The sequence below is a fragment of the Flavobacterium anhuiense genome, from assembly GCF_900101855.1.
Taxonomy (GTDB): domain Bacteria; phylum Bacteroidota; class Bacteroidia; order Flavobacteriales; family Flavobacteriaceae; genus Flavobacterium; species Flavobacterium anhuiense.
In genome coordinates this window covers 201,336-223,270 of sequence record NZ_FMVC01000003.1, presented here as the reverse complement: position 1 = coordinate 223,270, position 21,935 = coordinate 201,336, and the positions used below count along the sequence as shown (strand labels likewise).

At 33.5% G+C, this 21,935-nt stretch carries 21 protein-coding genes; 12 read left to right on the top strand and 9 right to left on the bottom strand.

Features of this window, described 5'->3' with window-relative positions; genetic code table 11:
• The first annotated feature begins 119 nt into the window (after positions 1-119).
• The 4 genes from BLP44_RS08990 to BLP44_RS08975 all read left to right on the top strand — a co-directional run bounded on the left by BLP44_RS08990 (position 120) and on the right by BLP44_RS08975 (position 3,431).
• The gene (locus BLP44_RS08990) at positions 120-551 is read left to right on the top strand and encodes a hypothetical protein (RefSeq protein ID WP_066034690.1); all 432 of its coding nucleotides are present in this window, start codon (positions 120-122) and stop codon (positions 549-551) included.
• A gap of 145 nt (positions 552-696) precedes the next feature.
• Entirely contained in the window at positions 697-2,466 is a 1,770-nt protein-coding gene (locus BLP44_RS08985; RefSeq protein ID WP_244511709.1) for a hypothetical protein, read from the top strand.
• Positions 2,467-2,496: 30 nt separating this feature from the next.
• Complete coding sequence (locus tag BLP44_RS08980) at positions 2,497-3,036, top strand: DUF1697 domain-containing protein (RefSeq protein ID WP_066034689.1); 540 nt, start codon at positions 2,497-2,499, stop codon at positions 3,034-3,036.
• The gene (locus BLP44_RS08975) at positions 3,036-3,431 is read left to right on the top strand and encodes a DUF4348 domain-containing protein (protein ID WP_066034688.1); all 396 of its coding nucleotides are present in this window, start codon (positions 3,036-3,038) and stop codon (positions 3,429-3,431) included. Before BLP44_RS08980 ends, BLP44_RS08975 begins: the two co-directional genes overlap by 1 nt.
• Positions 3,432-3,433: 2 nt before the next feature.
• Here BLP44_RS08975 and BLP44_RS08970 read toward each other — a convergent pair whose 3' ends face one another.
• Genes BLP44_RS08970 through BLP44_RS08960 form a run of 3 tightly spaced genes read right to left on the bottom strand, consistent with a single transcriptional unit; the run spans position 3,434 to position 5,064 of the window.
• On the bottom strand, positions 3,434-3,937 hold the full coding sequence (locus BLP44_RS08970; protein ID WP_091131870.1) for a hypothetical protein: 504 nt from the start codon (positions 3,935-3,937) through the stop codon (positions 3,434-3,436).
• Position 3,938: 1 nt separating this feature from the next.
• Positions 3,939-4,319, bottom strand: a complete 381-nt coding sequence (locus tag BLP44_RS08965; RefSeq protein ID WP_091131866.1) for a peptidase associated/transthyretin-like domain-containing protein — start codon at positions 4,317-4,319, stop codon at positions 3,939-3,941.
• Position 4,320: 1 nt separating this feature from the next.
• Complete coding sequence (locus BLP44_RS08960) at positions 4,321-5,064, bottom strand: Dph6-related ATP pyrophosphatase (RefSeq protein WP_091131862.1); 744 nt, start codon at positions 5,062-5,064, stop codon at positions 4,321-4,323.
• 94 nt (positions 5,065-5,158) lie between these two features.
• On the opposite strand from BLP44_RS08960, the gene BLP44_RS08955 reads away from it, so the two are divergent.
• Both BLP44_RS08955 and BLP44_RS08950 read left to right on the top strand, forming a co-directional pair.
• Positions 5,159-7,219 carry a M1 family metallopeptidase gene (locus tag BLP44_RS08955; protein ID WP_091131859.1) on the top strand — a complete coding sequence of 687 codons (2,061 nt, stop codon included), beginning with the start codon at positions 5,159-5,161 and terminating at the stop codon, positions 7,217-7,219.
• 136 nt (positions 7,220-7,355) lie between these two features.
• Positions 7,356-8,264, top strand: a complete 909-nt coding sequence (locus BLP44_RS08950; RefSeq protein ID WP_066034683.1) for a patatin-like phospholipase family protein — start codon at positions 7,356-7,358, stop codon at positions 8,262-8,264.
• A gap of 86 nt (positions 8,265-8,350) precedes the next feature.
• On the opposite strand, the gene BLP44_RS08945 is transcribed toward BLP44_RS08950, so the two are convergent.
• Positions 8,351-8,875 carry a DUF7935 family protein gene (locus tag BLP44_RS08945; RefSeq protein ID WP_008464010.1) on the bottom strand — a complete coding sequence of 175 codons (525 nt, stop codon included), beginning with the start codon at positions 8,873-8,875 and terminating at the stop codon, positions 8,351-8,353.
• Between the two features lie 124 nt (positions 8,876-8,999).
• On the opposite strand from BLP44_RS08945, the gene BLP44_RS08940 reads away from it, so the two are divergent.
• The 3 genes from BLP44_RS08940 to BLP44_RS08930 all read left to right on the top strand — a co-directional run bounded on the left by BLP44_RS08940 (position 9,000) and on the right by BLP44_RS08930 (position 13,152).
• Positions 9,000-9,767, top strand: coding sequence for a sulfite exporter TauE/SafE family protein (locus tag BLP44_RS08940; RefSeq protein ID WP_091131855.1), 768 nt, complete (start codon positions 9,000-9,002; stop codon positions 9,765-9,767).
• 293 nt (positions 9,768-10,060) lie between these two features.
• Positions 10,061-12,397, top strand: a complete 2,337-nt coding sequence (locus BLP44_RS08935; RefSeq protein WP_091131850.1) for an ATP-dependent helicase — start codon at positions 10,061-10,063, stop codon at positions 12,395-12,397.
• 134 nt (positions 12,398-12,531) lie between these two features.
• Positions 12,532-13,152, top strand: coding sequence for an L-threonylcarbamoyladenylate synthase (locus BLP44_RS08930; protein ID WP_091132858.1), 621 nt, complete (start codon positions 12,532-12,534; stop codon positions 13,150-13,152).
• A 192-nt stretch (positions 13,153-13,344) separates the two neighbouring features.
• Here BLP44_RS08930 and BLP44_RS08925 read toward each other — a convergent pair whose 3' ends face one another.
• From BLP44_RS08925 to BLP44_RS08915, 3 genes are read right to left on the bottom strand one after another with little or no spacing between them, the layout of a single operon-like run.
• On the bottom strand, positions 13,345-14,178 hold the full coding sequence (locus tag BLP44_RS08925) for an OmpA/MotB family protein (protein WP_008464017.1): 834 nt from the start codon (positions 14,176-14,178) through the stop codon (positions 13,345-13,347).
• Positions 14,179-14,211: 33 nt separating this feature from the next.
• Positions 14,212-15,231, bottom strand: a complete 1,020-nt coding sequence (locus BLP44_RS08920) for a glycosyltransferase family 2 protein (protein ID WP_091131847.1) — start codon at positions 15,229-15,231, stop codon at positions 14,212-14,214.
• A 22-nt stretch (positions 15,232-15,253) separates the two neighbouring features.
• A complete protein-coding gene (locus tag BLP44_RS08915; RefSeq protein ID WP_091131843.1) occupies positions 15,254-15,709 on the bottom strand; it encodes a type I restriction enzyme HsdR N-terminal domain-containing protein in 456 nt (151 codons plus the stop codon).
• 69 nt (positions 15,710-15,778) lie between these two features.
• Between BLP44_RS08915 and holA the strand changes: the two genes are divergently transcribed.
• The 3 genes from holA to ettA are packed head-to-tail and all read left to right on the top strand — an operon-like array spanning position 15,779 to position 18,778.
• Complete coding sequence (holA, locus tag BLP44_RS08910) at positions 15,779-16,783, top strand: DNA polymerase III subunit delta (protein WP_008464021.1); 1,005 nt, start codon at positions 15,779-15,781, stop codon at positions 16,781-16,783.
• A 60-nt stretch (positions 16,784-16,843) separates the two neighbouring features.
• Positions 16,844-17,026 carry a CAL67264 family membrane protein gene (locus tag BLP44_RS08905; RefSeq protein ID WP_008464023.1) on the top strand — a complete coding sequence of 61 codons (183 nt, stop codon included), beginning with the start codon at positions 16,844-16,846 and terminating at the stop codon, positions 17,024-17,026.
• A gap of 60 nt (positions 17,027-17,086) precedes the next feature.
• Entirely contained in the window at positions 17,087-18,778 is a 1,692-nt protein-coding gene (gene ettA / locus BLP44_RS08900) for an energy-dependent translational throttle protein EttA (protein ID WP_091131839.1), read from the top strand.
• A gap of 213 nt (positions 18,779-18,991) precedes the next feature.
• Here ettA and BLP44_RS08895 read toward each other — a convergent pair whose 3' ends face one another.
• Entirely contained in the window at positions 18,992-19,405 is a 414-nt protein-coding gene (locus tag BLP44_RS08895) for a thiol-disulfide oxidoreductase DCC family protein (RefSeq protein ID WP_035691022.1), read from the bottom strand.
• Between the two features lie 254 nt (positions 19,406-19,659).
• Positions 19,660-21,825 (bottom strand): endonuclease MutS2, encoded by a 2,166-nt coding sequence (locus BLP44_RS08890; protein ID WP_066034678.1) that lies wholly within the window; start codon positions 21,823-21,825, stop codon positions 19,660-19,662.
• Between the last annotated feature and the right edge of the window lie 110 nt (positions 21,826-21,935).

The following is a 21,935-nucleotide window of genomic DNA, read 5'->3' as shown; positions in this document are numbered from 1 at the left end:
TTGATCAATGGTTAGGTAATATTTTGTTGGTTTGAGACGCATAAAATATTGATTTACGCAACCTTTTGAGAATTTAATCGTCTAATTAGGTAAAGATTAACCTTAAAACCAAAATCAAAATGAAAAAGTTTGCCACTGTTTTTATCATCATGTTAAGCATTGTATCTTGTTCAAGCGATGATGCGACTTCAAAAAATGCACTAGGTTATTACGGAAAATGGAAATTAACGACCTATACAACTAGTTTTGTTTTAGCAATTTATATTCCTGGCGAGCCGCAATGGCAAGAGTATTATGATTTTAAAACCGACAATACATTTTTGAAAACGAGAATAATAAACGGAACAACCACAACGGCATCAGGTACCTTTTTAGCAACAAAAAACAGCGATCAGACTAATCTTAAATTAACTTATTCTGAAACTAGTGATATTATTGGTAGCTGTTTAGGAAATTTAACTGAGGAACTGATTCTTGACAATAAAGGAGTATTATTCAGTACATGGAGGAATTGTGACGGTCCCGGATTTGAATATAAAAAAGTTAGGTAAACGGGATATTTATTTTAATATCTCAAGTGTAAAACTCTGTTGGTTTCCCAGCGGAGTTTTTTTTTGAATTAAAAGTCAGTATTGTTTTAATAAAAAAAGATAATTACTAGATTTGTTAAAACATTTAAATTATAAGCCTCAAATTATGATTAAAGAAGAAAAAGTTCCTTTTGAAACAATGATATTTTCTGGTATTACATTCAAAGTAATTAACAGACACGAAGCGCACAATATCATTGGAGATCTAACCGATTTCAAGAATCAGAAAATCTACAATGTTTTTGAAGATACTTGGCGTTTTCCCGATTACGAAGAAAATCCGATATTTCTGTTAGCGGAAAATGATGTGGAAATGGATTTGTTTGAGATGGATTTCAGTACCGAAGAACATCCCGATATTTTCATTTTAGGTTTTATTTTTAAAGGAAATCTAACCGTTACAAAACTGATCAGTTCTTATGACACGGATAATTCTCCGGCTTTAATTGTTTTAGGTAAAACTACAACAGTAAATATTAACTTGTTTGGAAGTGTGCATTATTTGGGCGGCGGTCTGCAATGTGACACGCTTGCAGGTGAATACAATCACGGTGAACTTTTTGTAAAAGGAGATCTTACAGCGTGGCTGGTTTATAGTGATGATATGCTGTTTCATTTTGAACGTTTCACAGACGTTCAGACAATTATAAGCGCCAACAGACCAGATATTCTAATTTGCAGCAATGTTCAAGATACCGACGGATCTATTATAACTGTTGAGAATTATCTGCCTTCAACGCATAAATTATCTGATATTGTAGAAGATTCTTTTGTAGAAAATTCAGATTATAACGAAGAAATATTAGGCAATAATTATTTAGATGTTTTTAAAGAAGGTCTTTCAATTTTAGATTACGACAAAAAGGATAAATATATGTATGCTGATTTCCGAAGTCAGTTTATTAATATGGTTGAAGTTCTGTCTGAAACTGAAGAACAGAAAGAAAACGGAAAAATCGTTAGACATATTTCGGGAACAACTTATTTGTTTATTCCTTTTGATTATGAAGGAAAAAAATACAGCCAGATTTCTGAAGAAATTGCGAATGGTTTTGGCATAAGAATGCGCGCTTTATGGTGTCATGAAGACCAAGAAATTATGCTTATTTTGGAATATCTAGATGAAAACGGAGATCCGAAATACCAATGGATGAATGATGAAAATGCTCCAGGAATTGAACTTTTCTGCGTGAAAAATGCGGTCATGAAAACTTTTGAAATATTGACCGCTGAAGTTGTTGAGGAAGGCGGTGAAGCTGATGATGAAACAGAGTATTCAGATTACAGTAATAGATTTTCATTGGAAGAATATGCTTCTCAATTTGGCAATTATAAACTGCCTGAAGATTTAGTGAAGCTATTTGAATTTGAGCAGGAATATGGTGTAGAAACGTATTCAGAATGTTTTGGGCTTACCATAACTGATGATAAAACGGGTATAAAAACTTGGTCTGAAGAAGAAGAATTCTATAATAGTTTTATCGAATTTGCAGGTGCAAACGGTTCAGGAAGCTCTTATGCATACTGGATTATTGATAAAGATTTGAATAATTGCCCAATTGTTGTTTTTGGAGACGAAGGGGGAGTTCATGTTGTAGCAGAAAACACTCAAAAACTGATTCAGCTTCTAACATTCGATACTGAAATTTCTGTTGATTTTGATAAAGCTTATTTTTATCAAGACGAAGAATATTACGAAGAAAGTGAAAATAAGGAAGAGTTTCGCGAATGGGTGAAAGAAAAGTTTAATTTGGATGCAATAGATTCTAACGAAGAAGCAGATGAAATTGTAGAAGAAGCACAGACAAAATATAAACAAAAGTTTAACGACTTTTTAGTAAAGTTTGGCATTGAAATCAGTGAGGAAGATGAATAGTGTTTTTTATCTTTGAAAAAAATTAAAAAAATGAAAACACATTTAGCGCTTTTGCGCGGAATCAACGTTTCTGGGCATAATATGATGAAAATGGAAGCTTTGAAAGCAATGCTGGAGAATCTTGGCTTTCAAAATGTACGAACGTATTTGCAATCTGGAAATGTTTTTGTGGATAGCGAAGAAGAAGCTTCAAAAGTTGGTTTCATGATTAAACAGGAAATTTTTAAAGTTTTTGGTCACGAAGTTCCTGTAGTAATGATTACCAAAGAAAATTTGGAATCGTGTTTTGCCAATAATCCGTTCTTGAAAGAGAAGGATATCGATATGAAAAAACTATATGTTGCTTTTGTTTCAATGAATTTGAAAAAGGAAAGTATAAACGATTTGAAAATAAGCCAATTCAAGCCAGACGAAGCCAGCATTGATGAAAATAGAATTTTTATTAAATATGACATTGGTGCCGGAAAAACCCGTTTCGATCAAAAATATATCGAGAAAAAACTAAACGTAACAGCAACAATTCGAAACTGGAACACGGTTACGAACTTGCTTAAAATGTATAATGAGTAATGAAAAAGTTTTTTTTTATGATGTTCCTTTTAGGACTAAGCTCAGTGACTCTGGCGCAAACCTCAAAAGCAACTTCAGAAGATTTTAATGAGTTTTTTAAGAAATTCAATTCAGATCCTAAATTTCAAATAACTAGAGTTATTTTTCCTTTAAAATACAAAGCGAACAATGAAGATTTTGAATTGTCAGATTATACAATGACAAAGGAAAAATATAAAGTGCTTCATCTCAACAATAAGGCTGATGAAAGATATTTAAAGCGTACATTGTTAGTAAAGAAAAACAAAGCCACTCTTGAAGAGCGCGGGCTAGATAATGGGATTTATATTGATTATATTTTCGAATTAAAAGATAACAAATGGTTTTTGAAAACTTTTGACGATCAATCGACTTAATGTCATTCTCGAATCCATTTTTGCATAGCTGGAAAAGGCATTTTTTGTTCTTTTTCAGCTTTTTCTTTCCCCAAACATAGTCCCATCCATTCCAGAAGAGGCAATCCCATATAATTTCCTGAAGTAAAATTTGAAATAAACCATTCAGAACTACCTTTATACCCATTTGGATGGAATACGAATTCAGGTGAAAGCTTTAAATGGTTTAAAGCTGCATAAGACCATAAAAGCGCAGCAATTTCGTCGCCTTGTGTTGGCCAATCTTTAGAGATTTCTACGGTTCCAACTAGTTTTCTTTCAGCCGGAAGCGTTACAGCTAGATGTCCAGCTTCATGTAAAATATCGCCAGGATATAATAATTTACTGTAATCGATATATATGCAGTTAGGACCTAATTCTAATCCTGGCAAAAAAGTTTCTCCAAGCTCTTTTTCAATAATATCAATTCCAATTTCTTTCAGAAAGAATATTACTTTTTTTACTTCATCATTTTCTTTTAAATCCATGTTAGTTTGTTTTTAAAATATTTTTCTTGATGTAAATAGTATCTGCATGATGTAACGCTCCTTTTTTCATTCCGCCTCCAAAAGGCTGCATAAATTGAATGTTTTGAGGCTCGTAACCTTCTTTTTGTATAGGTTCATTTACAGACAAAGTAGGCGCTTCAAAACCAAAAAAAGTAAATTGGCGATACCGTTTTTCTTTTAATGAAAAAGAACCGTTTAACTGAGTTAAAGTCTCACCAACTTTACAATTTTCAATAGGCTGTTTTGTTTCTGCATCATAAATGTATCCTGTTATTTGAGGTCTCTTGCATCTGTTGACCAAACAGCTTTGGAAAGACAAAGAGATAAAAATGACAAATAAGAGCCTAAACAATAATTTCATTTTACTTTTTAATTAAATCACAATACCAAAATCCAAAATCGAAAGCAGTTTCATTATTAGTATCACAGGCTGTATTTGATGAATCTTGCTTTTCTGGCTTTTCATATTTTCTATAAACAATCTCGCCAATTTCAAAATCTATTGGTTTTGAGAAGATCGGACCATCAAAAGTAAAAGTATGAAATTCACCGTTTTCACCGCAGACGTCAACATTTTCAGGCAAATCATTTATGAAATCTTGATCGATTATTCTGCCGACAAAACTTTTATCCAAATATTTTTCGTTTACACAAACCACAATGGTTTTGAATTCCAATGAAATAAATTCTTGAATTAGATCTTGAGTTGGGATTTTCCAAATCGGAAAAATACCTGTTAATCCGATTTTTGCCAATTGATTTTCTCGGTATTGACGTAAGTCTTCCAGAAAAATATCTCCAAAAATAGAATGCGTTATGCCATTTTGCTTTATTTTGGTTAACGTTTCAGTCACCACTTTTTCGTAAACTTCCATTGTCGGCATTTCGGGTACTTCTAGAATTTTTAACGGAATTCCGATGCTCTGCGCCTGTTCGTGCAGCAATTCAACACGAATTCCGTGCATCGAAATACGCTGATATTGCTGGTTTACGCTTGTCAGTAAGCATTCGATTTTAAAATCAGTATTTTGGAGTATTTTGTATAAAGCCAGAGCAGAATCTTTTCCGCTGCTCCAGTTAAATAAGGCTTTTTGAGGTTCAGACACGATTTGTCATTTTAATACTGTAAACATACAAATTTCATTCTATTTGTAAAGGAAACCTTTGTAACTTTGGGATTTCGCCTTCAAAATTGTTTCAATGAAATACATTTTTCTATTATTCACCAGTTTTCTATTTGCTCAGCAAACGCAATACGTTGATTTTAAATCGGTTTCAGGGCAATTGTCTATAAATCCAAAAGATAAACTTATTTCTGGAGCTGTCGATTTTCAATTTGAGGTATTGCAAAACACCGATACAATTTCGCTTGACGCTAAAAACATGGAATTTTCGAATGTGAAAGTCAATGAAAACGAAATCATGTTTGTTAATACCAATAAAGAGTTAAAATTGGTTTTTCCGTTTAGTAAAGGGCAAAATCATTTGACATTCAATTACACAGCAAAACCAAAACAAGCGCTTTATTTTGTTGACATGGGAAATGATGAAGTGCAAATCTGGACACAAGGGCAGGGCAGATATACAAGCAATTGGTTTCCGAGTTTTGACGATGTAAATGAAAAATTGATTTTCAATTTAGGGATTTCTTATGATAAAGATTATCAGGTGGTCTCTAACGGAGTTTTAAAAGCAAAAACTGCAAACGGAAATCTGGATCATTGGCAATTTGAAATGGAAAAACCAATGAGTTCGTATTTATTGATGCTGGCTATTGGGAAATTTGATAAAAAAGAATTTAAATCTAAGAGTAGAATTCCTTTAGAATATTATTACGAACCCAAAGATACAGATCGTTTTGAGCCAACGTATCGTTACTCGAAATGCATTTTTGATTTCCTTGAAAAAGAAATCGGCGTAAAATATCCTTGGAAAATCAATAGACAGATCCCTGTACGAGACTTTTTGTATGCCGGAATGGAAAATACAACTTCGACTCTTTTTGCAACCCGTTATGTGGTAGATTCAACTGGTTTTTGTGATCGAAATTATACCAATGTAGACGCTCATGAATTAGCGCATCATTGGTTTGGAGATCTTATTACCGCCGAAAGCAGCACGCATCATTGGCTTCAAGAAGGTTTTGCCACTTATTTTGCGTTGCTTGCTGAAAAAGACATTTATGGAGAAGATTATTTTTACTCTAAATTATACGACACAGCGCAACAAATAAAGTTTGCGTCTCGAACTGACACGATTCCTGTTTTGAACGCAAAAGCAAGTTCGCTTACATTTTACGAAAAAGGCGCTTGGGCATTGTTTGTTTTGCATGAATCAATTGGCGATAAAGCGTTTAAAAAAGCAATTAAAAGCTATCTGAATAAATATGCTTATCAAACTGTAAACACACAGAATTTCTTTGATGAAATTAAAAAAGTTTCCGATTTTGATTTGGAGAAATTTCAGAAAACATGGCTGGAATCGACCGTTTTTGATACGCCGACAGCAAATGCATTATTGAGCAAAAACAAAGCAATTCAAAAGCGACTAGAAATCGATAAGCTGAAAAAAACACCTTTTGCAGAAAAAAAAGATAGTTTGAAATCTACTTTAGAATCGGATGTTTATCAATCGGTAAAAGAAGCTGTTGTCGATCAATTGGAAAATGAAAAATACGAAGACAAAAAAGCTCTTCTGCTTTTGGCATTGCAGACTAATAACATCAGAGTACGTCAAAATCTGGCTGGATCTCTAACTAAAATTCCTGAAGATTTTAGAGCAAATTATGAAACGCTTTTGGATGATAAATCATATCAAACACAAGAAATAGCGCTTTATTGGCTATGGAGAAATTTTCCAGATCATAGAACAGAATACTTGGATAAATCTAAAAGTTGGATTGGCTTCAACGATTATAATTTGAGGACTTTATGGCTTTCTCTTGCTTTGTCGACGCCAAACTATACCAATAAAAAAGATGATTTGATAAATGAACTAATCGCATTTTCATCTTCAAAATACGAAGCTACAACACGTCAAAACGCGTTAGAAAAATTAATAGCTTTTAAAATTATTAATGATCAGGTTTTGAGTAATTTAGTTGGCGCTACAACGCATCATATGTGGCAGTTTTCGAAATTTGGTAGAGATACTATAAGACTTCTGTTAAAAAATCCTGAAATGCGTGCTTCTTTTAATAGAATTTTGCCTAATTTGACACCCGATGAACAGTTCCAATTGAATCGTTTGTTGAAGGAGTAAATTAGAGTAGAAAGAGGCAAGAAGCAAGAGTCAAGAATTCATAGCAAAGAATATAAAAGGTCTTTCTTCTTGCTTCTTTCCTCTTATTTAAGTCAAAAAAAAATATCCCAAAAAAACAAAACCTACATTACAATTTATGAGAGCATTGGTTATTTCAGGTGGTGGCAGTAAAGGCGCATTTGCTGGCGGTGTTGCCCAATATTTAATAGAAGAAAAAAAACACGAATACGATTTGTTTATAGGAACTTCAACAGGAAGTTTGCTTATTCCGCATTTGGCTCTTGGTCATATCAAAAAAATCCATTCTGTTTATACCAATGTTACCATGTCAAGCATTTTTAATATTTGTCCGTTTGTGGTAAAAACGAAAGATGGAGTTGATATTGTGACTATTAATCACTTTAATGTACTGCGTCAATTCTTTAAAGGAAAACGTACTTTTGGCGAAAGCAAAGGGCTGAAAAAGTATATTCAGAATAATTTTTCTCTTTCTGATTTTAATAAACTAAAAAAACTAAAAACCGACGTTATCGTTACGGTAACCAATTTTACTAAAAACGAATCGGAATATAAATCGGTAAAAGATTGTACTTACGAGGAATTTTGCGAATGGTCTTGGATATCCAGTAATTATGTTCCTTTTATGAGTTTGGTTGAAAAAAATAACTGTGAATATGGCGATGGCGGATTTTCAAGTTTAGTGCCAATTCGTGAAGCAATCAATAGAGGAGCAACTGAAATAGATGTAATTATACTTGAAACGGAGGTTAATACGACGAAAACAGTAATTGGAAAGAATCCGTTTTCATTAATGATCGATTTGTTCCGAATCGCCTTAGATCAAGTAGAAAAACATGATATTGCTATAGGAAAACTTATGGCAAATAATAAGAATGTGAAACTAAACTTATATTACACGCCAATAAAACTAACCGATAATGCTCTGATTTTTAATAAAGAGGTAATGAAAGATTGGTGGGAGCAAGGTTATGAATATGCTCAGAATAAATCAGAGGTTATGAGTGATAATAAGATATTGATTTGATATTTTAGAATGCAGATTTTAGATTTTAGATTGAATGTTTTAAATCTGAACTCTAAAATCTACAATCTAAAATCTGCAATATTTATTTAATACCAAAGTTCAGCAACCTCAGATTTAATAAAACTCAAAGCTGCATTGCTTGGTGATTGTTTTTCTAGTAAATCATTTAAGATTACTTCGCGAAGTTTATCAGCATTTTCTACTTTATCGCTCATGGCCGCTTTACGAATCATTTGGATTGTTGCATTTTTTGCAGTTGTAATGATAGTCCAGCATTCTTCAGACATATAAATCTGCTGTGTTAGATTGTGCTCAAATTCCTGTTCGATTTGGTCAATTACGTAATTTTCGTAATCGTGTTTATTCTGAGAAATAGGAGAAAGTCTAATTAGCAATTTTGTCAAGTTAATACGTTCTAAAAACAAAGTCATACGCTCGTATGCCTGTAAACGCACAGGAAGAGATTCTTTATGTGCTTGTTTGTTTAATAAAAAAGCACGCTTTCTGTCATTGTTTTTAATGTGTAATTCAAAGAAACGATACGCTACGACTCCTGTAACTAAGGCTGGTAAAGTATAACTCGCAAGTTCTATAATTTTGTTGAAATCCATTGGAATAATTTTTAAGCAAAAATATACTTTTTGATCAAAAATCAACTTTAAATTTATAGTAATAAACAAAAAGGAAGACGTACTTTTGCAACTTGTTTTTTACTGAGACCGAAATATCTTTTTAATGGATTCATACATAATACTTTTTCTTTGTTTGGCGGCTTTTGCCGCTGGTTTTATTGATGCAATTGTTGGCGGAGGTGGATTAATACAAACACCTATGGGGTTAATTTTACTGCCAAATCTTCCAGTTTCGACTGTAATCGGGACTTTAAAAATTCCAGCTTTTAGTGGAACTGCATTTGCCGCTTTTCAATATTTGAAAAAAGTTGTTATTCAATGGAAATTGTTAATTATAATGATGTGTCTGGCCGTTCCTTCTGCATTTTTAGGTTCTACGATTTTGACCTTAGTAAGCAATGATTTTATGAAGCCGCTTTTATTGGTGGTTTTGTCTCTGCTGTTTGTATATACGTATGCAAAGAAAAATTTCGGACAACATGTTGCAAAAGATCATTCAGAAACGACTCAAATATTTTATGCAGTAGTGATCAGTATGATTGTTGGATTTTATGACGGATTTATTGGTCCAGGAACAGGAAGTTTCTTTGTTGTCGCTTTTATTGCACTTCTAGGTTTCGATTTTCTTCACGCTTCCGCGAATGCTAAAATGGTAAATCTGGCAACCAATTTCGGTTCGATTTGTTTGTTTATGATAAAAGGAAAAATCATTTGGGCAATCGCTATTCCAATGGCAATTAGCAACGGACTTGGTGGTTGGCTTGGAGCAAAATTAGCGATAAATAAAGGCAACGGATTTATTAGAATTTTCTTTTTGATTGTGGTTGTCGGAACATTAATTCGATTTGCTTACGATGTGTTTTTTAAGTAAGATTCTGAGTTGCTAAGGTTCTAAGTTTTCTCTCTTTTGTCTGATGAAGAACTTACTATTTCACAACCTTAAGTAGCTTAACATCTCAAAAAAACTGTTTGTTTTCTAGCCCCGATTGAGGCGGTATCCTCGCAGCGGAGCGGAGAGATATAGCCGAAAGCGGGAACCTATGTTTAATAAAATGCCTATTGTTTGGCTTCAAAAAAACAAAAAACTTAGCATCTTAGAACCTCAGTATCTTAGTAGCTATTTAAAGTATTAATTCTTATTTTTGCCTAAAAGGAGAAAATTACATGCAGAAATATATTGACCAGCTCAACGAAGCGCAGAGAGCGCCTGTTCTAAAAAAAGACGGGCCAATGATTATTATTGCTGGTGCAGGTTCGGGAAAAACCCGTGTTTTAACAATTAGAATTGCTTATTTGATGCATCAGGGAATTGATGCATTTAATATTCTGTCGCTTACTTTTACCAACAAAGCGGCAAGAGAAATGAAGCATAGAATTGCAGATATTGTGGGAGCATCTGAGGCTAAAAATCTTTGGATGGGAACGTTTCACTCTATATTTGCGCGCATTCTTCGTGCAGAATCAGAACTTTTGGGATATCCTTCCAATTTTACCATTTACGATTCTCAGGATTCGGCGCGATTGATTTCTTCGATTATCAAAGAAATGCAGCTGGATCGTGATATTTATAAACCAAAACAAGTTTTAGGACGTATATCAAGTTACAAAAACAGCCTGATTACAGTAAAAGCGTATTTCAATAATCCTGAATTGCAGGAAGCAGATGCGATGTCTAAAAAGCCTAGATTGGGAGAAATTTATCAGCAGTATGTGGAGCGCTGTTTCAAAGCCGGTGCAATGGATTTTGATGATTTGTTATTGAAAACCAACGAATTATTGACCCGTTTTCCAGAGGTTTTAGCAAAATATCAAAATCGTTTCCGTTATATTCTGGTTGATGAGTACCAAGATACAAATCACTCTCAGTATTTGATTGTTAGAGCTTTGTCTGATAAGTTTCAGAATATTTGTGTGGTTGGAGATGATGCACAGAGTATTTATGCTTTCCGTGGTGCGAATATCAATAACATTCTAAACTTCCAGAAAGATTACGAAGGTGTAGTGATGTTTCGTCTGGAGCAAAATTACCGTTCTACAAGAAATATTGTGGAAGCCGCCAATACGGTTATGGATCACAACAAAACGAAACTGGATAAAGTGGTTTGGACAGCAAACGAATTTGGACCAAAAATTAAGGTTCATAGGAGCTTGACCGACGCAGAAGAAGGTCGTTTTGTAGCCAGCACTATTTTTGAACAGAAAATGCAGCATCAATTGCATAATGGTTCATTCGCGATTTTGTATCGTACCAATGCGCAATCGCGTGCCATGGAGGATGCGTTGAGAAAGCGCGACATTCCGTATAGAATTTATGGAGGATTATCATTCTACCAGCGCAAGGAAATTAAAGACGTTTTATGCTATTTGCGTTTGGTTCTAAATCCGAAAGACGAAGAGGCTTTGATTCGTGTTATCAATTATCCTGCTCGCGGAATTGGAGATACTACTATTGAAAAATTGACTATTGCTGCCAATCATTACAAACGTTCGATTTGGGAAGTGATGGTGAATATTGATAAAATCGATTTGAAACTGAATGCTGGTACAAAGAATAAACTGAAAGATTTTGTAACGATGATTCAGAGTTTTCAGGTTATCGATCAGAATCAGGATGCTTTTTATTTGACAGATCACGTCGCTAAAAAGACAGGATTAGTTCAGGAATTGAAGAAAGACGCTACTCCTGAAGGAATGTCAAAAATTCAGAATATCGAAGAGCTATTAAACGGTATTAAAGATTTTACTGAGGGACAAAGAGAAATTGATGGGGCAAGAGGCGCACTTTCTGAATTTATGGAAGATGTGGCTCTGGCAACAGATTTGGATAAAGATACAAATGACGAGGATCGTGTAGCTTTAATGACTATTCACTTGGCAAAAGGATTAGAGTTTCCTCACGTTTTTGTGGTGGGAATGGAAGAAGATTTGTTTCCAAGTGCTATGAGTATGAGCACTAGAAGTGAACTAGAAGAAGAGCGTCGATTGTTTTATGTGGCCTTAACTCGTGCAGAACATCAGGCTTATTTAACCTATGCGCAATCTCGTTACCGTTGGGGAAAACTGACAGACAGTGAACCATCTCGTTTTATTGAAGAAATTGATGGGCAATATTTAGAGTATTTGACACCTGCCGAAACAAGTTACCGTTATAAATCGCCAATTGATGGTGATATCTTTGGAGACGTCGATAAATCAAAACTAAGACTAAGCAAACCGGTTGGAGGAACTCCTCCTGCTCATATTACTAAAAATGAGCCTAAACCAGATTTGAATATTCGTAAATTAAAACCTGTTTCTGGAAATGCACCAAGTAATGGCAATTCGAATTTATTTGATAGTAAGCTTACCGTTGGAAATATTGTAATGCACGAACGTTTTGGAAAAGGTGAAGTAATTAATCTTGAAGGAGCAGGTGCAGACAGAAAAGCAGAAATTAAATTTGAAGTAGGCGGAATTAAGAAATTGTTGTTAAGATTTGCTAAATTAGATGTCGTAGGATAAAAATATTGTTTCAAGTTTCGAAAACATTTGTCACTCTGAGCGGAGTCAAAGAGCTTTTCAACTAGAGGACTTCGACTCCGCTCAGTCTGACAAACTTGAAACATGAAACAAACAAAAACTTGAAACAAAAAGATATGGCAGAATTTATAAAAATATACCCAGACAAACCTAGTGAAGCCGCAATTGCCAAAGTGGTAAAAGTGCTTCACAATGGAGGTTTGGTAATTTATCCAACAGATACAGTTTATGGTTTAGGTTGTGATATTACCAATTCACGAGCATTGGAGAAAATTGCTAAAATAAAGGGAGTAAAATTAGAGAAAGCCAATTTTTCTTTTATTTGCCATGATTTGAGCAATTTATCAGATTATGTTCGTCAGATTAATACATCAACTTTTAAAATCTTGAAAAGAGCATTGCCGGGGCCATATACTTTTATTCTGCCTGGTAATAATAATCTACCAAAAGAATTTAAAAAGAAAACTACGGTAGGTATTCGTGTTCCAGATAACAATATCATATTAGAAATTGTTCGCCAGTTAGGAAATCCTGTGGTTTCAACTTCTATTCGCGATGAAGATGATGTAATAGAATATACCACAGATCCAGAGTTAATTTTTGAAAAGTGGCAACATCTTGTAGATATGGTGATAGATGGTGGCTACGGAGATAATGTGGGATCAACAATTATTGATCTTTCTGAACATGAACCAGTTATAGTAAGAGAAGGTAAGGGTGATATTGATATTTTGTAAAAAAATACACTAAAAGTATAAAAGTACAAAAAATAATGAGTAACTTTATTATGTTAAAATTTAGTTAGTTACTTAAAGATAATGTTATTCTTGATTTTGCGTTTAATTGATTAATTAAAATAAGAATTAAGAATACATAAAAGCAGGTCAATTGACCTGCTTTTTCTGTTTTATAGTATGTAAAACCAAGGTTTATTTTGCTTGTTTTTTCATTTCTTTTTCAATCATATCATAGAATTGATCGATTTTTGGCATAACTACGATACGAGTTCTTCTGTTACGAGCTCTATCTTCAGCGGTATCATTAGAAACTAATGGAACGTAAGAGCTTCTACCAGCGGCAATTAATTTAGCTGGGTTAACACCAAGATCGTTTGTTAATACACGTACGATAGAAGTAGAACGTTTAACGCTCAGATCCCAGTTGTCTAAGATAATACCGTTGCTTTTGTATGGTACGTTATCAGTGTGGCCTTCAACCATACATTCGAAATCAGGTTTATCGTTAACCACTTTAGCAACTTTTCCTAAAACTGTTTTCGCTTTGTCGCTTACTTCATAGCTACCGCTTTTGAATAATAATTTATCAGCGATAGAAATAAATACAACTCCTTTTTCAACATTGATTTCGATGTCTGGGTCGTTGATTCCAACTGCTCCTTTTAAGCTTGTAACCAATGCTAAAGTAACGCTGTCTTTTTTAGTTAAGGCGTCTTGAAGTCTAGCGATTTTTAAATCTTTTTCTTTTAAACTTTCAAGAGATTTTTCAAGGTTTTCAGCACCTTTAGTAGTTAAGATAGTTAAATCTTTAGAACTATTGATTAGATCTTGATTATGTTGTTTGTAGCTTTCAGCTGTAGCAGCTAATCCAGCTTTTTCTTCTAAGCACGTATTTAATTTTACAGTACATGAGTTTAACAAATCTTGAGTCTCTTTGTTTTTAGCTTCCAACTCAGCATATTTCTTTTTAGAAACACATGATGTTAGGGCCATTAATACTGATAGTGCGATAACTATTTTTCTCATAAATTTAATTTTAATTAGACTTGAATTACAAATTTAGTTTTTAATATTTTGAATACTGTTAAAGATTTCTTTAAATAAGGTCAATTTTCTTATATAGTAAAGGAAAACGATGCTTTTTACCATATAGTATTGCTGTATTTGAAAATCTTTTCTTTTTCCGAGATATTTTAAAGATAAGCAATAAAATGAAAAATGTGCCTTTAAAATGGCAAAAGTATGCCCAAACTTGCCTTGTGTAAGAAAACGTATACCGGCAACTCCATCCAAAATCATGCGGAAGAAAATCACCCAGAATAATCCTCTTTTTGGCAGATTTTTGACCATCATTAACAATGAATTTCTAAAATTCAAATAGGTTTTCTTCGGATTTCCTTGCTGTAATGTTGCGCCGCCAACGTGGTAAACAACAGTTTGCGAATTGTATTTTATAATATGTCCTTCATTTGCAGCTCTCCAGCATAAATCTATTTCTTCCTGATGCGCAAAGAAGCTTTCGTCAAATCCACCTAACTCGTGGTAAACATTTTTTCTGATAAAGAAACAAGCGCCTGAAGCCCAGAATAGTTCGATGTTGTCGTTATATTGTCCGTTATCTTTTTCGACTGTGTCAAATATTCTCCCTCTACAGAAAGGAAAGCCGTATTTATCAATAAAACCACCAGCGGCTCCTGCATATTCAAAATATTCCTTGTTTTTAAAATCAAGAATTTTAGGCTGAATAATGGCAGTTTGTTTTTCTTTTTCGAAAGTATCAAGTATTGGTTTCAGCCAGTTTTCGGTAACTTCGATATCTGAATTTACCAATGCGTATATTTCTGCATCAATATGTTTTAAGGCATCATTATAGCCTTTTGCAAAACCATGATTGCCTGAGTTCTTTACAATTTTTACGGTAGGGAAATTCTCTGTAACAAATGCAACAGAATTATCCGTAGAATCATTGTCGGCAACATAAATTGTTGAGCCTTCTGAAAACTGAATAACAGAAGGTAAAAATTGCTCAAGCAATTTTACTCCGTTCCAATTTAAAATGACAACTGCTATCTTATCCAAAAGTATTCTAATTATTTATTCTTTATAAATGGTTTTCTTTATAGTCGGGCAGACTTCTTAAAAACTCATATCGTTCGTTTTCAAAATCCATCTGACAGTAAAAATGACTTAGTCCGTTTGTGACTTTCAAAAACCGTGCCTGCATTGTCATATTGTAACGCGCAATTTGATCAAAAGTTGCTTGAGAGATTTTGACTTCAGGTGCTTTACATTCTACCAATATATGTATAGAACCATCTGAGTTAAACACAACAACATCATATCGTTTTCGTAATCCATTGACCGTTAAAACTTTCTCTACATTAATGAGTGATTTTGGATATTTTTTTTCATGCATCAGATAATGAACAACGTGCTGACGAACCCATTCTTCTGGAGTAAGAATTATAAATTTTTTCCTGATTTCATCAAAAATAGACACTTTATTTTCGCTATTTTTGAATCGGAAAGTGTAAGTTGGGAAATTTAGTTTAAGCATAAAGCAAAAATAAAAAATAGTTTGAGGTTTCGTATCAACTTGAAACTTTAAACTTGAAACAAATTTTAAATGGACGAAGTAGTAAAAATTGTTAATGATATAAAAGCCGGAGATATTAAACCGATTTATTTTTTAATGGGTGAAGAACCTTATTATATAGATAAGCTTTCGGAGTATATTGAAGAGAATGTTTTGGCTGAAGAAGAGAGAGGCTTTAATCAGACAGTTTTGTATGGAAGAGATGTGTCTGTTGATGATATAATTTCAACGGCCAAGCGCTATCCTATGATGGCTGAACGTCAAGTTGTTATAGTAAAAGAGGCGCAGGATTTATCTAGAACAATTGATAAAATCGAATCTTATGTCGAAAACCCGATGCAGACTACTGTTTTGGTCTTTTGCTATAAATATAAAACGCTGGACAAGCGTAAAAAAGTTACTAAACTTTTAGGTCAGAAAGGCGTTGTTTATGAAAGCAAAAAATTATACGAAAATCAGGTTGGAGACTGGATTAAACGTGTTTTAGCTGGAAAAAAATATACGATTGATCCCAAAGCAAATGCTATGCTTGTAGAATTTTTAGGGACCGATTTGAGTAAAATCAATAATGAGCTGGAGAAACTGCAGATTATTTTACCACAGGGAACAATGATTACAGCCGAGCACATTGAAGAAAATATAGGTTTCAGTAAAGATTACAATGTATTCGAACTTAGAAAAGCTATTGGAGAACGCAATCAATTGAAAGCTTATAAGATAGCGGAAAATTTTGCCCATAATCCGAAAGAATATCCTCTTGTTATGACTACAGGATTGGTATTCGGTTTTTTTGTTCAGCTTCTAAAATACCATGGATTAAAAGATAAGAGTCCTAAAAATGTGGCATCAGCACTTGGAGTGAATCCGTATTTCTTAAAAGAATATGATTTGGCAGTAAAAAATTATCCAATGCGAAAAGTAAGTCAGATTGTTGGTGCTTTACGAGATATTGATGTTAAGAGTAAAGGTGTGGGAGCTAATGCTTTACCTCAATCTGATTTGTTAAAAGAAATGCTTTATAAAATTTTTAATTAAGCCGTTAAAATTCACGATATTTGCCTTTCTAAAAAAATTGCATTAAAATATTTATAAACTATGGGAATGAATAAAAATACCATTTTAGGATGGGCTACTTTAATAATGGTCCTTATGGGATTGTTGCTTATAGGTCTTGGAATCTTTAGGTACAGTGATGTTTCAGGCTGGGGATTTGGTGCTGTTGGAGTTGGTTTTTTTGCAAATGCCTGGGTATTCAATGCTTTAAAAGGCAGGGTTTAATTTAAATAGCGGCAATATTAATCTCAAATCTAATTAAATAATTAAAATAAAATATAAAAAATGTCAGACGATAAGAAAGTAATTTTCTCAATGCAGAAATTGAGTAAAACCTATCAAGGAGCAGACAAACCGATTCTTAAGAATATTTATTTGAGTTTCTTTTACGGAGCGAAAATTGGTATTTTAGGTTTAAATGGTTCTGGGAAATCTTCACTTTTGAAAATCATTGCTGGAGTTGATAAGAACTATCAAGGAGACGTAGTTTTTCAACCTGGTTATACAGTTGGATACTTGGAGCAAGAACCAATTCTTGATGATTCTAAGACAGTTATCGAAATTGTTCGTGAAGGAGCTGCTGAAACTATGGCGGTTTTAGAAGAATACAATCAAATTAATGACTTATTTGGTCTTCCAGAGTATTACGAAGATCAAGATAAAATGGATAAATTGATGGACCGTCAAGCAGCATTACAAGACAAAATTGATGCGCTTGGTGCTTGGGAAATCGATACAAAATTAGAAATCGCAATGGATGCGTTGCGTACTCCAGAAGGTGATACGCCAATTAAAAATCTTTCAGGAGGAGAGCGTCGTCGTGTAGCTTTATGTCGTTTGTTATTACAGCAACCAGATGTATTGTTATTAGATGAGCCTACCAACCACCTTGACGCTGAGTCAGTTCTTTGGTTAGAGCAACACTTAGCACAATATTCTGGAACTGTAATTGCTGTAACGCACGACCGTTATTTCCTTGATAATGTGGCAGGTTGGATTCTTGAGTTAGATAGAGGAGAAGGTATTCCATGGAAAGGAAACTATTCTTCTTGGTTGGATCAAAAATCAAACCGTTTGGCTCAAGAAGAAAAAGTGGCTTCTAAACGTAGAAAAACTTTAGAGCGTGAGCTGGAGTGGGTTCGTCAAGGTGCTAAAGGTCGTCAGACAAAACAAAAAGCGCGTTTGCAGAACTACGACAAATTATTGAATGAAGATCAAAAACAATTGGATGAGAAATTAGAGATCTACATCCCGAATGGTCCTCGTTTAGGAACAAATGTTATTGAAGCTAAAAATGTTGCTAAAGCTTTTGGCGATAAATTATTATATGATAATCTGAATTTTACTTTGCCACAAGCAGGTATTGTTGGAATTATTGGACCAAATGGTGCTGGTAAATCTACCATTTTTAAAATGATTATGGGAGAAGAACAAACTGACAGCGGAGAATTTACGGTTGGTGAAACTGTAAAAATCGCTTACGTCGATCAGTCTCACGCCAATATTGATCCGAATAAATCTATTTGGGAAAACTTTGCAGATGGTCAAGAATTAATTATGATGGGAGGAAAGCAAGTAAATTCTAGAGCTTACTTATCTCGTTTCAACTTTGGTGGCGGAGAGCAAAACAAAAAAGTGTCAATGCTATCTGGTGGAGAACGTAACCGTTTACACTTAGCTATGACTTTGAAAGAAGAAGGAAACGTCCTTTTACTGGATGAGCCTACGAACGACCTTGACGTAAATACACTTCGTGCACTTGAAGAAGGTTTGGAGAATTTTGCAGGTTGTGCCGTAATTATTTCTCACGATAGATGGTTCTTGGATAGAATTTGTACACATATTCTAGCTTTTGAAGGAAATTCTGAAGTTTATTTCTTTGAAGGAAGTTTCTCTGATTACGAAGAAAACAAAAAGAAACGTCTAGGTGGTGACTTAACTCCAAAACGTTTGAAATACAGAAAATTGATTAGATAACTTTAATTAATTTCCAATTTTTAAAAATCCCAAATTCCAATTATTGTGAATTTGGGATTTTTGTTAATACATAGTATGTCTTTTCTACGAAGGAGAAATCTCCAAGAGAAGCTCGAAGATTGGGTTTTCGTTACGGAGTTACTTGCGAAGATTTCTACTTCGTCGAAATGATAATATTGTGGAAAATTGGAATTTCAGAATTTGAAATTTTTCTTAAAGAAACTTCTCTTTCAGCTCCGGAGTTGGAATCATGCAGCTTTCTTTTTTGCCATACCAATTGTATCGATTCTTCGCAACATAATCGTAAATTTTGTCACTTATAAAAATGGGCACGATTCTAAAAATTGGAGTGAGTTTCCAAAAGCCTCCGAAATTTTTAGCAATTTCAATAATTGCAGAAGATTTATAAAAATAAGCTGTTCCAGGATCATATAAAATAATACTGTCCATTTTTGAAAAACTGATCCCTAAATGTTTGCAAATCGAAATTCCTAAGTCTGATTGTAATGCGACAAATCTAAAAATGTCTTTTCGGTCATGTTTTATAATAAATTGTACAGCGGAACTGCAGAGATTACAAACTCCGTCAAAAAGAACAATTTTTTTATTTATGGGAAGGCTTTCCATTATATGGCTTTAAAATTAAAACTTTATAAAAGTTATATATAATATCAATAAATTAATTTTATCTATCGAATTTTATTTTTGTATAAATTTAGTAAATCGAAAACAGCTTTCATAAATTACTCTAAATCGATTTAAAAATAATGCTGACCTTCTTTTGTGTAATTTTTAAAACAATCGCTTAAATCGCTTTATTTTAATTTTGGCGTTTTTTGATCAATTTTTTATAGTGAAAACTGTCACTGCGACTTAAAACTTTATTTCTTAATAGCTTCTACCAATTCCAATTCGTCCAAACTTACTTTCGAAGTAAAAATGCCATAATTTACAGTTGCTTTATTTTTTTCGATTAAGTCTATGCTTCCAACCGATCTACCATCGAGCATTCTTACTCGGTCACCAACTTTTAAAATTGGTTTAGGTTTTTCTACGACAGGTTTAAGTTTTTTCTCTTTTTTCTCTTTTCGAATTTCTTCAACTTTTACCTGAACTTCGGCAATAATTTCTTTTTGCTTTTCAACTTTTGCTTTGACTTCTTTCGGAGTAGCTTTTTTACGTTTTGAATTTTCTATCTCAACAATTTTCAAAAATTCGCCGATAAGTTCTTTTTTGTTTTTGTTGTTGAAATACTTCTCAGCAATATCATCAATTTTTTGTCCTATATATATAATCTTCTGATTGCTATCGTATAGTTCCTGATAGCTTTCCAGTTTTTGCTGAATCTTGGTATTGATGGTTTCCATCTTTTTGCTTTCCTCACGTGCACGAGTTTCTTCTTCTTTTAAATTGAGAGAAGTTTTTTCAAGCTTCGATCTCTCTTTTTGAAGATTGGCAATAGTTTTATCAAAACGGACTTTTCCAACTTCGATTTTCTTTTTTGCGCGATTAATCAATCCAAATGGAATTCCATTTTTTTGCGCCACTTCAAAAGTGAAAGAACTTCCTGCCTGGCCAAGAGCCAGTTTGTACATTGGTTCAAGAGTTTTTTCATCAAACATCATGTTGGCATTTGTTGCATAAGGCAACTCGTTTGCCAAAATTTTTAAATTCGCATAATGCGTTGTGATAATTCCGAAAGCTTCACGATGATAAAATTCTTCAAGGAAAATTTCAGCCAAAGCACCACCCAGTTCAGGATCAGAACCTGTACCAAATTCATCAATCAAAAACATGGTTTTTCGATTACATTTCTTTAAAAAGTAATTCATGTTTTTTAAACGATAGGAATAAGTACTTAAATGATTTTCAATAGATTGGTTGTCTCCAATATCGGTTAAGATTCTGTCGAACAAGAAAGTTTCGCTTCTTTCATGAACCGGAATTAATATTCCTGATTGCAGCATTAATTGCAATAATCCAACTGTTTTTAAAGAAATAGTTTTTCCTCCAGCATTTGGGCCAGAGATTACAATAATTCTGTTTTCTTGTTTCAGTTCAATCGTCTGCGGATGCGTAACTTCTTGTTTTTGTTTGTTAGTCAAATACAAAATCGGATGATAGGCTTCTCTAAAAAACAATCTTCTTTCTTCTGTAATTGCTGGTAAGATTCCGTTAATGCGATTTGCATACTTTGCTTTTCCAGCAACAACATCAATATCACTTAAAAAGTCTTGATATTCAATTAATAAAGGAAGATAAGGACGAATTACGTTTGATAAATTCTTCAAAATTCTCGTAATTTCTTCTTTCTCTTCATATTCTAAATTCGCTAATTCACGAGAATATTTTAGAGTCGCTTCAGGTTCAATGTAAGCAATGCTTCCAGTTTTAGAACTTCCTAAAATTGAGCCTTTCACTTTACGGCGATACATAGCTAATACCGCTAAAACTCTACGGTTTTGTACAAAACTCTCTTTAATGTCGTCCAAATAACCCAAGCTATTGTATTGAGTTAAAGCCACGCCAAAACTTTGGTTTACTTTTCCGCGAACCAAATTCATATTCTGACGAATTCCAGACAGAGTAGGAGAAGCATTGTCTTTTATTTCTCCGTACTTATCTACAATCGCATCAATTGCTGTTATAATATCTTTGGTTAATTCTACTCGAGAAGCTCTTGCGTTTAAGTTTGGATAATAATCATCAAACTTTTTTAAGAAATTCAACAAGACATTTGTAGTCGCAGAAAGATTGGCGATTTTTCTAAAACTCCCTACTTCCAGAAAACTGTCTTCTATGGCAAGAAACTTAATTTCATGCGTTATGGCATCAAATCCGTGATTCGGAATGGCGTTATTATTTTGAAAAGAAGACACGTACTCTGACGTCTGCATCAAAGCTTGCATTAATTCTTCCTTATCTCTAAATGGTTTTATTTGTAAAGCCTTTTCTTTTCCAATGTCGGTGTTGCAACCATCAGAAATGGTTTCGAGAACGGTTGGAAATTGTAAGTCTTGTAACGTTTTTTCGGTAATACTGATCATTTAATTTCTTTATGAAAGCAAAGACAAAAGTACGAAAACAATAATGAATTATGAGTTATGAATTGTGAATTATGAATTATAGTTTTTAGTTTACTTAGCTTTAGACTTTG

Excerpts from the sequence above, each read along its gene's own strand:
- BLP44_RS08990 (WP_066034690.1), top strand. The coding sequence starts at position 120 with ATGAAAAAGTTTGCCACTGTTTTTATCATCATGTTAAGCATTGTATCT.
- BLP44_RS08985 (WP_244511709.1), top strand. The coding sequence starts at position 697 with ATGATTAAAGAAGAAAAAGTTCCTTTTGAAACAATGATATTTTCTGGT.
- BLP44_RS08980 (WP_066034689.1), top strand. The coding sequence starts at position 2,497 with ATGAAAACACATTTAGCGCTTTTGCGCGGAATCAACGTTTCTGGGCAT.
- BLP44_RS08975 (WP_066034688.1), top strand. The coding sequence starts at position 3,036 with ATGAAAAAGTTTTTTTTTATGATGTTCCTTTTAGGACTAAGCTCAGTG.
- BLP44_RS08970 (WP_091131870.1), bottom strand. The coding sequence starts at position 3,937 with ATGGATTTAAAAGAAAATGATGAAGTAAAAAAAGTAATATTCTTTCTG.
- BLP44_RS08965 (WP_091131866.1), bottom strand. The coding sequence starts at position 4,319 with ATGAAATTATTGTTTAGGCTCTTATTTGTCATTTTTATCTCTTTGTCT.
- BLP44_RS08955 (WP_091131859.1), top strand. The coding sequence starts at position 5,159 with ATGAAATACATTTTTCTATTATTCACCAGTTTTCTATTTGCTCAGCAA.
- BLP44_RS08950 (WP_066034683.1), top strand. The coding sequence starts at position 7,356 with ATGAGAGCATTGGTTATTTCAGGTGGTGGCAGTAAAGGCGCATTTGCT.
- BLP44_RS08945 (WP_008464010.1), bottom strand. The coding sequence starts at position 8,875 with ATGGATTTCAACAAAATTATAGAACTTGCGAGTTATACTTTACCAGCC.
- BLP44_RS08940 (WP_091131855.1), top strand. The coding sequence starts at position 9,000 with ATGGATTCATACATAATACTTTTTCTTTGTTTGGCGGCTTTTGCCGCT.
- BLP44_RS08935 (WP_091131850.1), top strand. The coding sequence starts at position 10,061 with ATGCAGAAATATATTGACCAGCTCAACGAAGCGCAGAGAGCGCCTGTT.
- BLP44_RS08930 (WP_091132858.1), top strand. The coding sequence starts at position 12,532 with ATGGCAGAATTTATAAAAATATACCCAGACAAACCTAGTGAAGCCGCA.
- BLP44_RS08925 (WP_008464017.1), bottom strand. The coding sequence starts at position 14,178 with ATGAGAAAAATAGTTATCGCACTATCAGTATTAATGGCCCTAACATCA.
- BLP44_RS08915 (WP_091131843.1), bottom strand. The coding sequence starts at position 15,709 with ATGCTTAAACTAAATTTCCCAACTTACACTTTCCGATTCAAAAATAGC.
- holA (WP_008464021.1), top strand. The coding sequence starts at position 15,779 with ATGGACGAAGTAGTAAAAATTGTTAATGATATAAAAGCCGGAGATATT.
- BLP44_RS08905 (WP_008464023.1), top strand. The coding sequence starts at position 16,844 with ATGGGAATGAATAAAAATACCATTTTAGGATGGGCTACTTTAATAATG.
- ettA (WP_091131839.1), top strand. The coding sequence starts at position 17,087 with ATGTCAGACGATAAGAAAGTAATTTTCTCAATGCAGAAATTGAGTAAA.
- BLP44_RS08895 (WP_035691022.1), bottom strand. The coding sequence starts at position 19,405 with ATGGAAAGCCTTCCCATAAATAAAAAAATTGTTCTTTTTGACGGAGTT.
- BLP44_RS08890 (WP_066034678.1), bottom strand. The coding sequence starts at position 21,825 with ATGATCAGTATTACCGAAAAAACGTTACAAGACTTACAATTTCCAACC.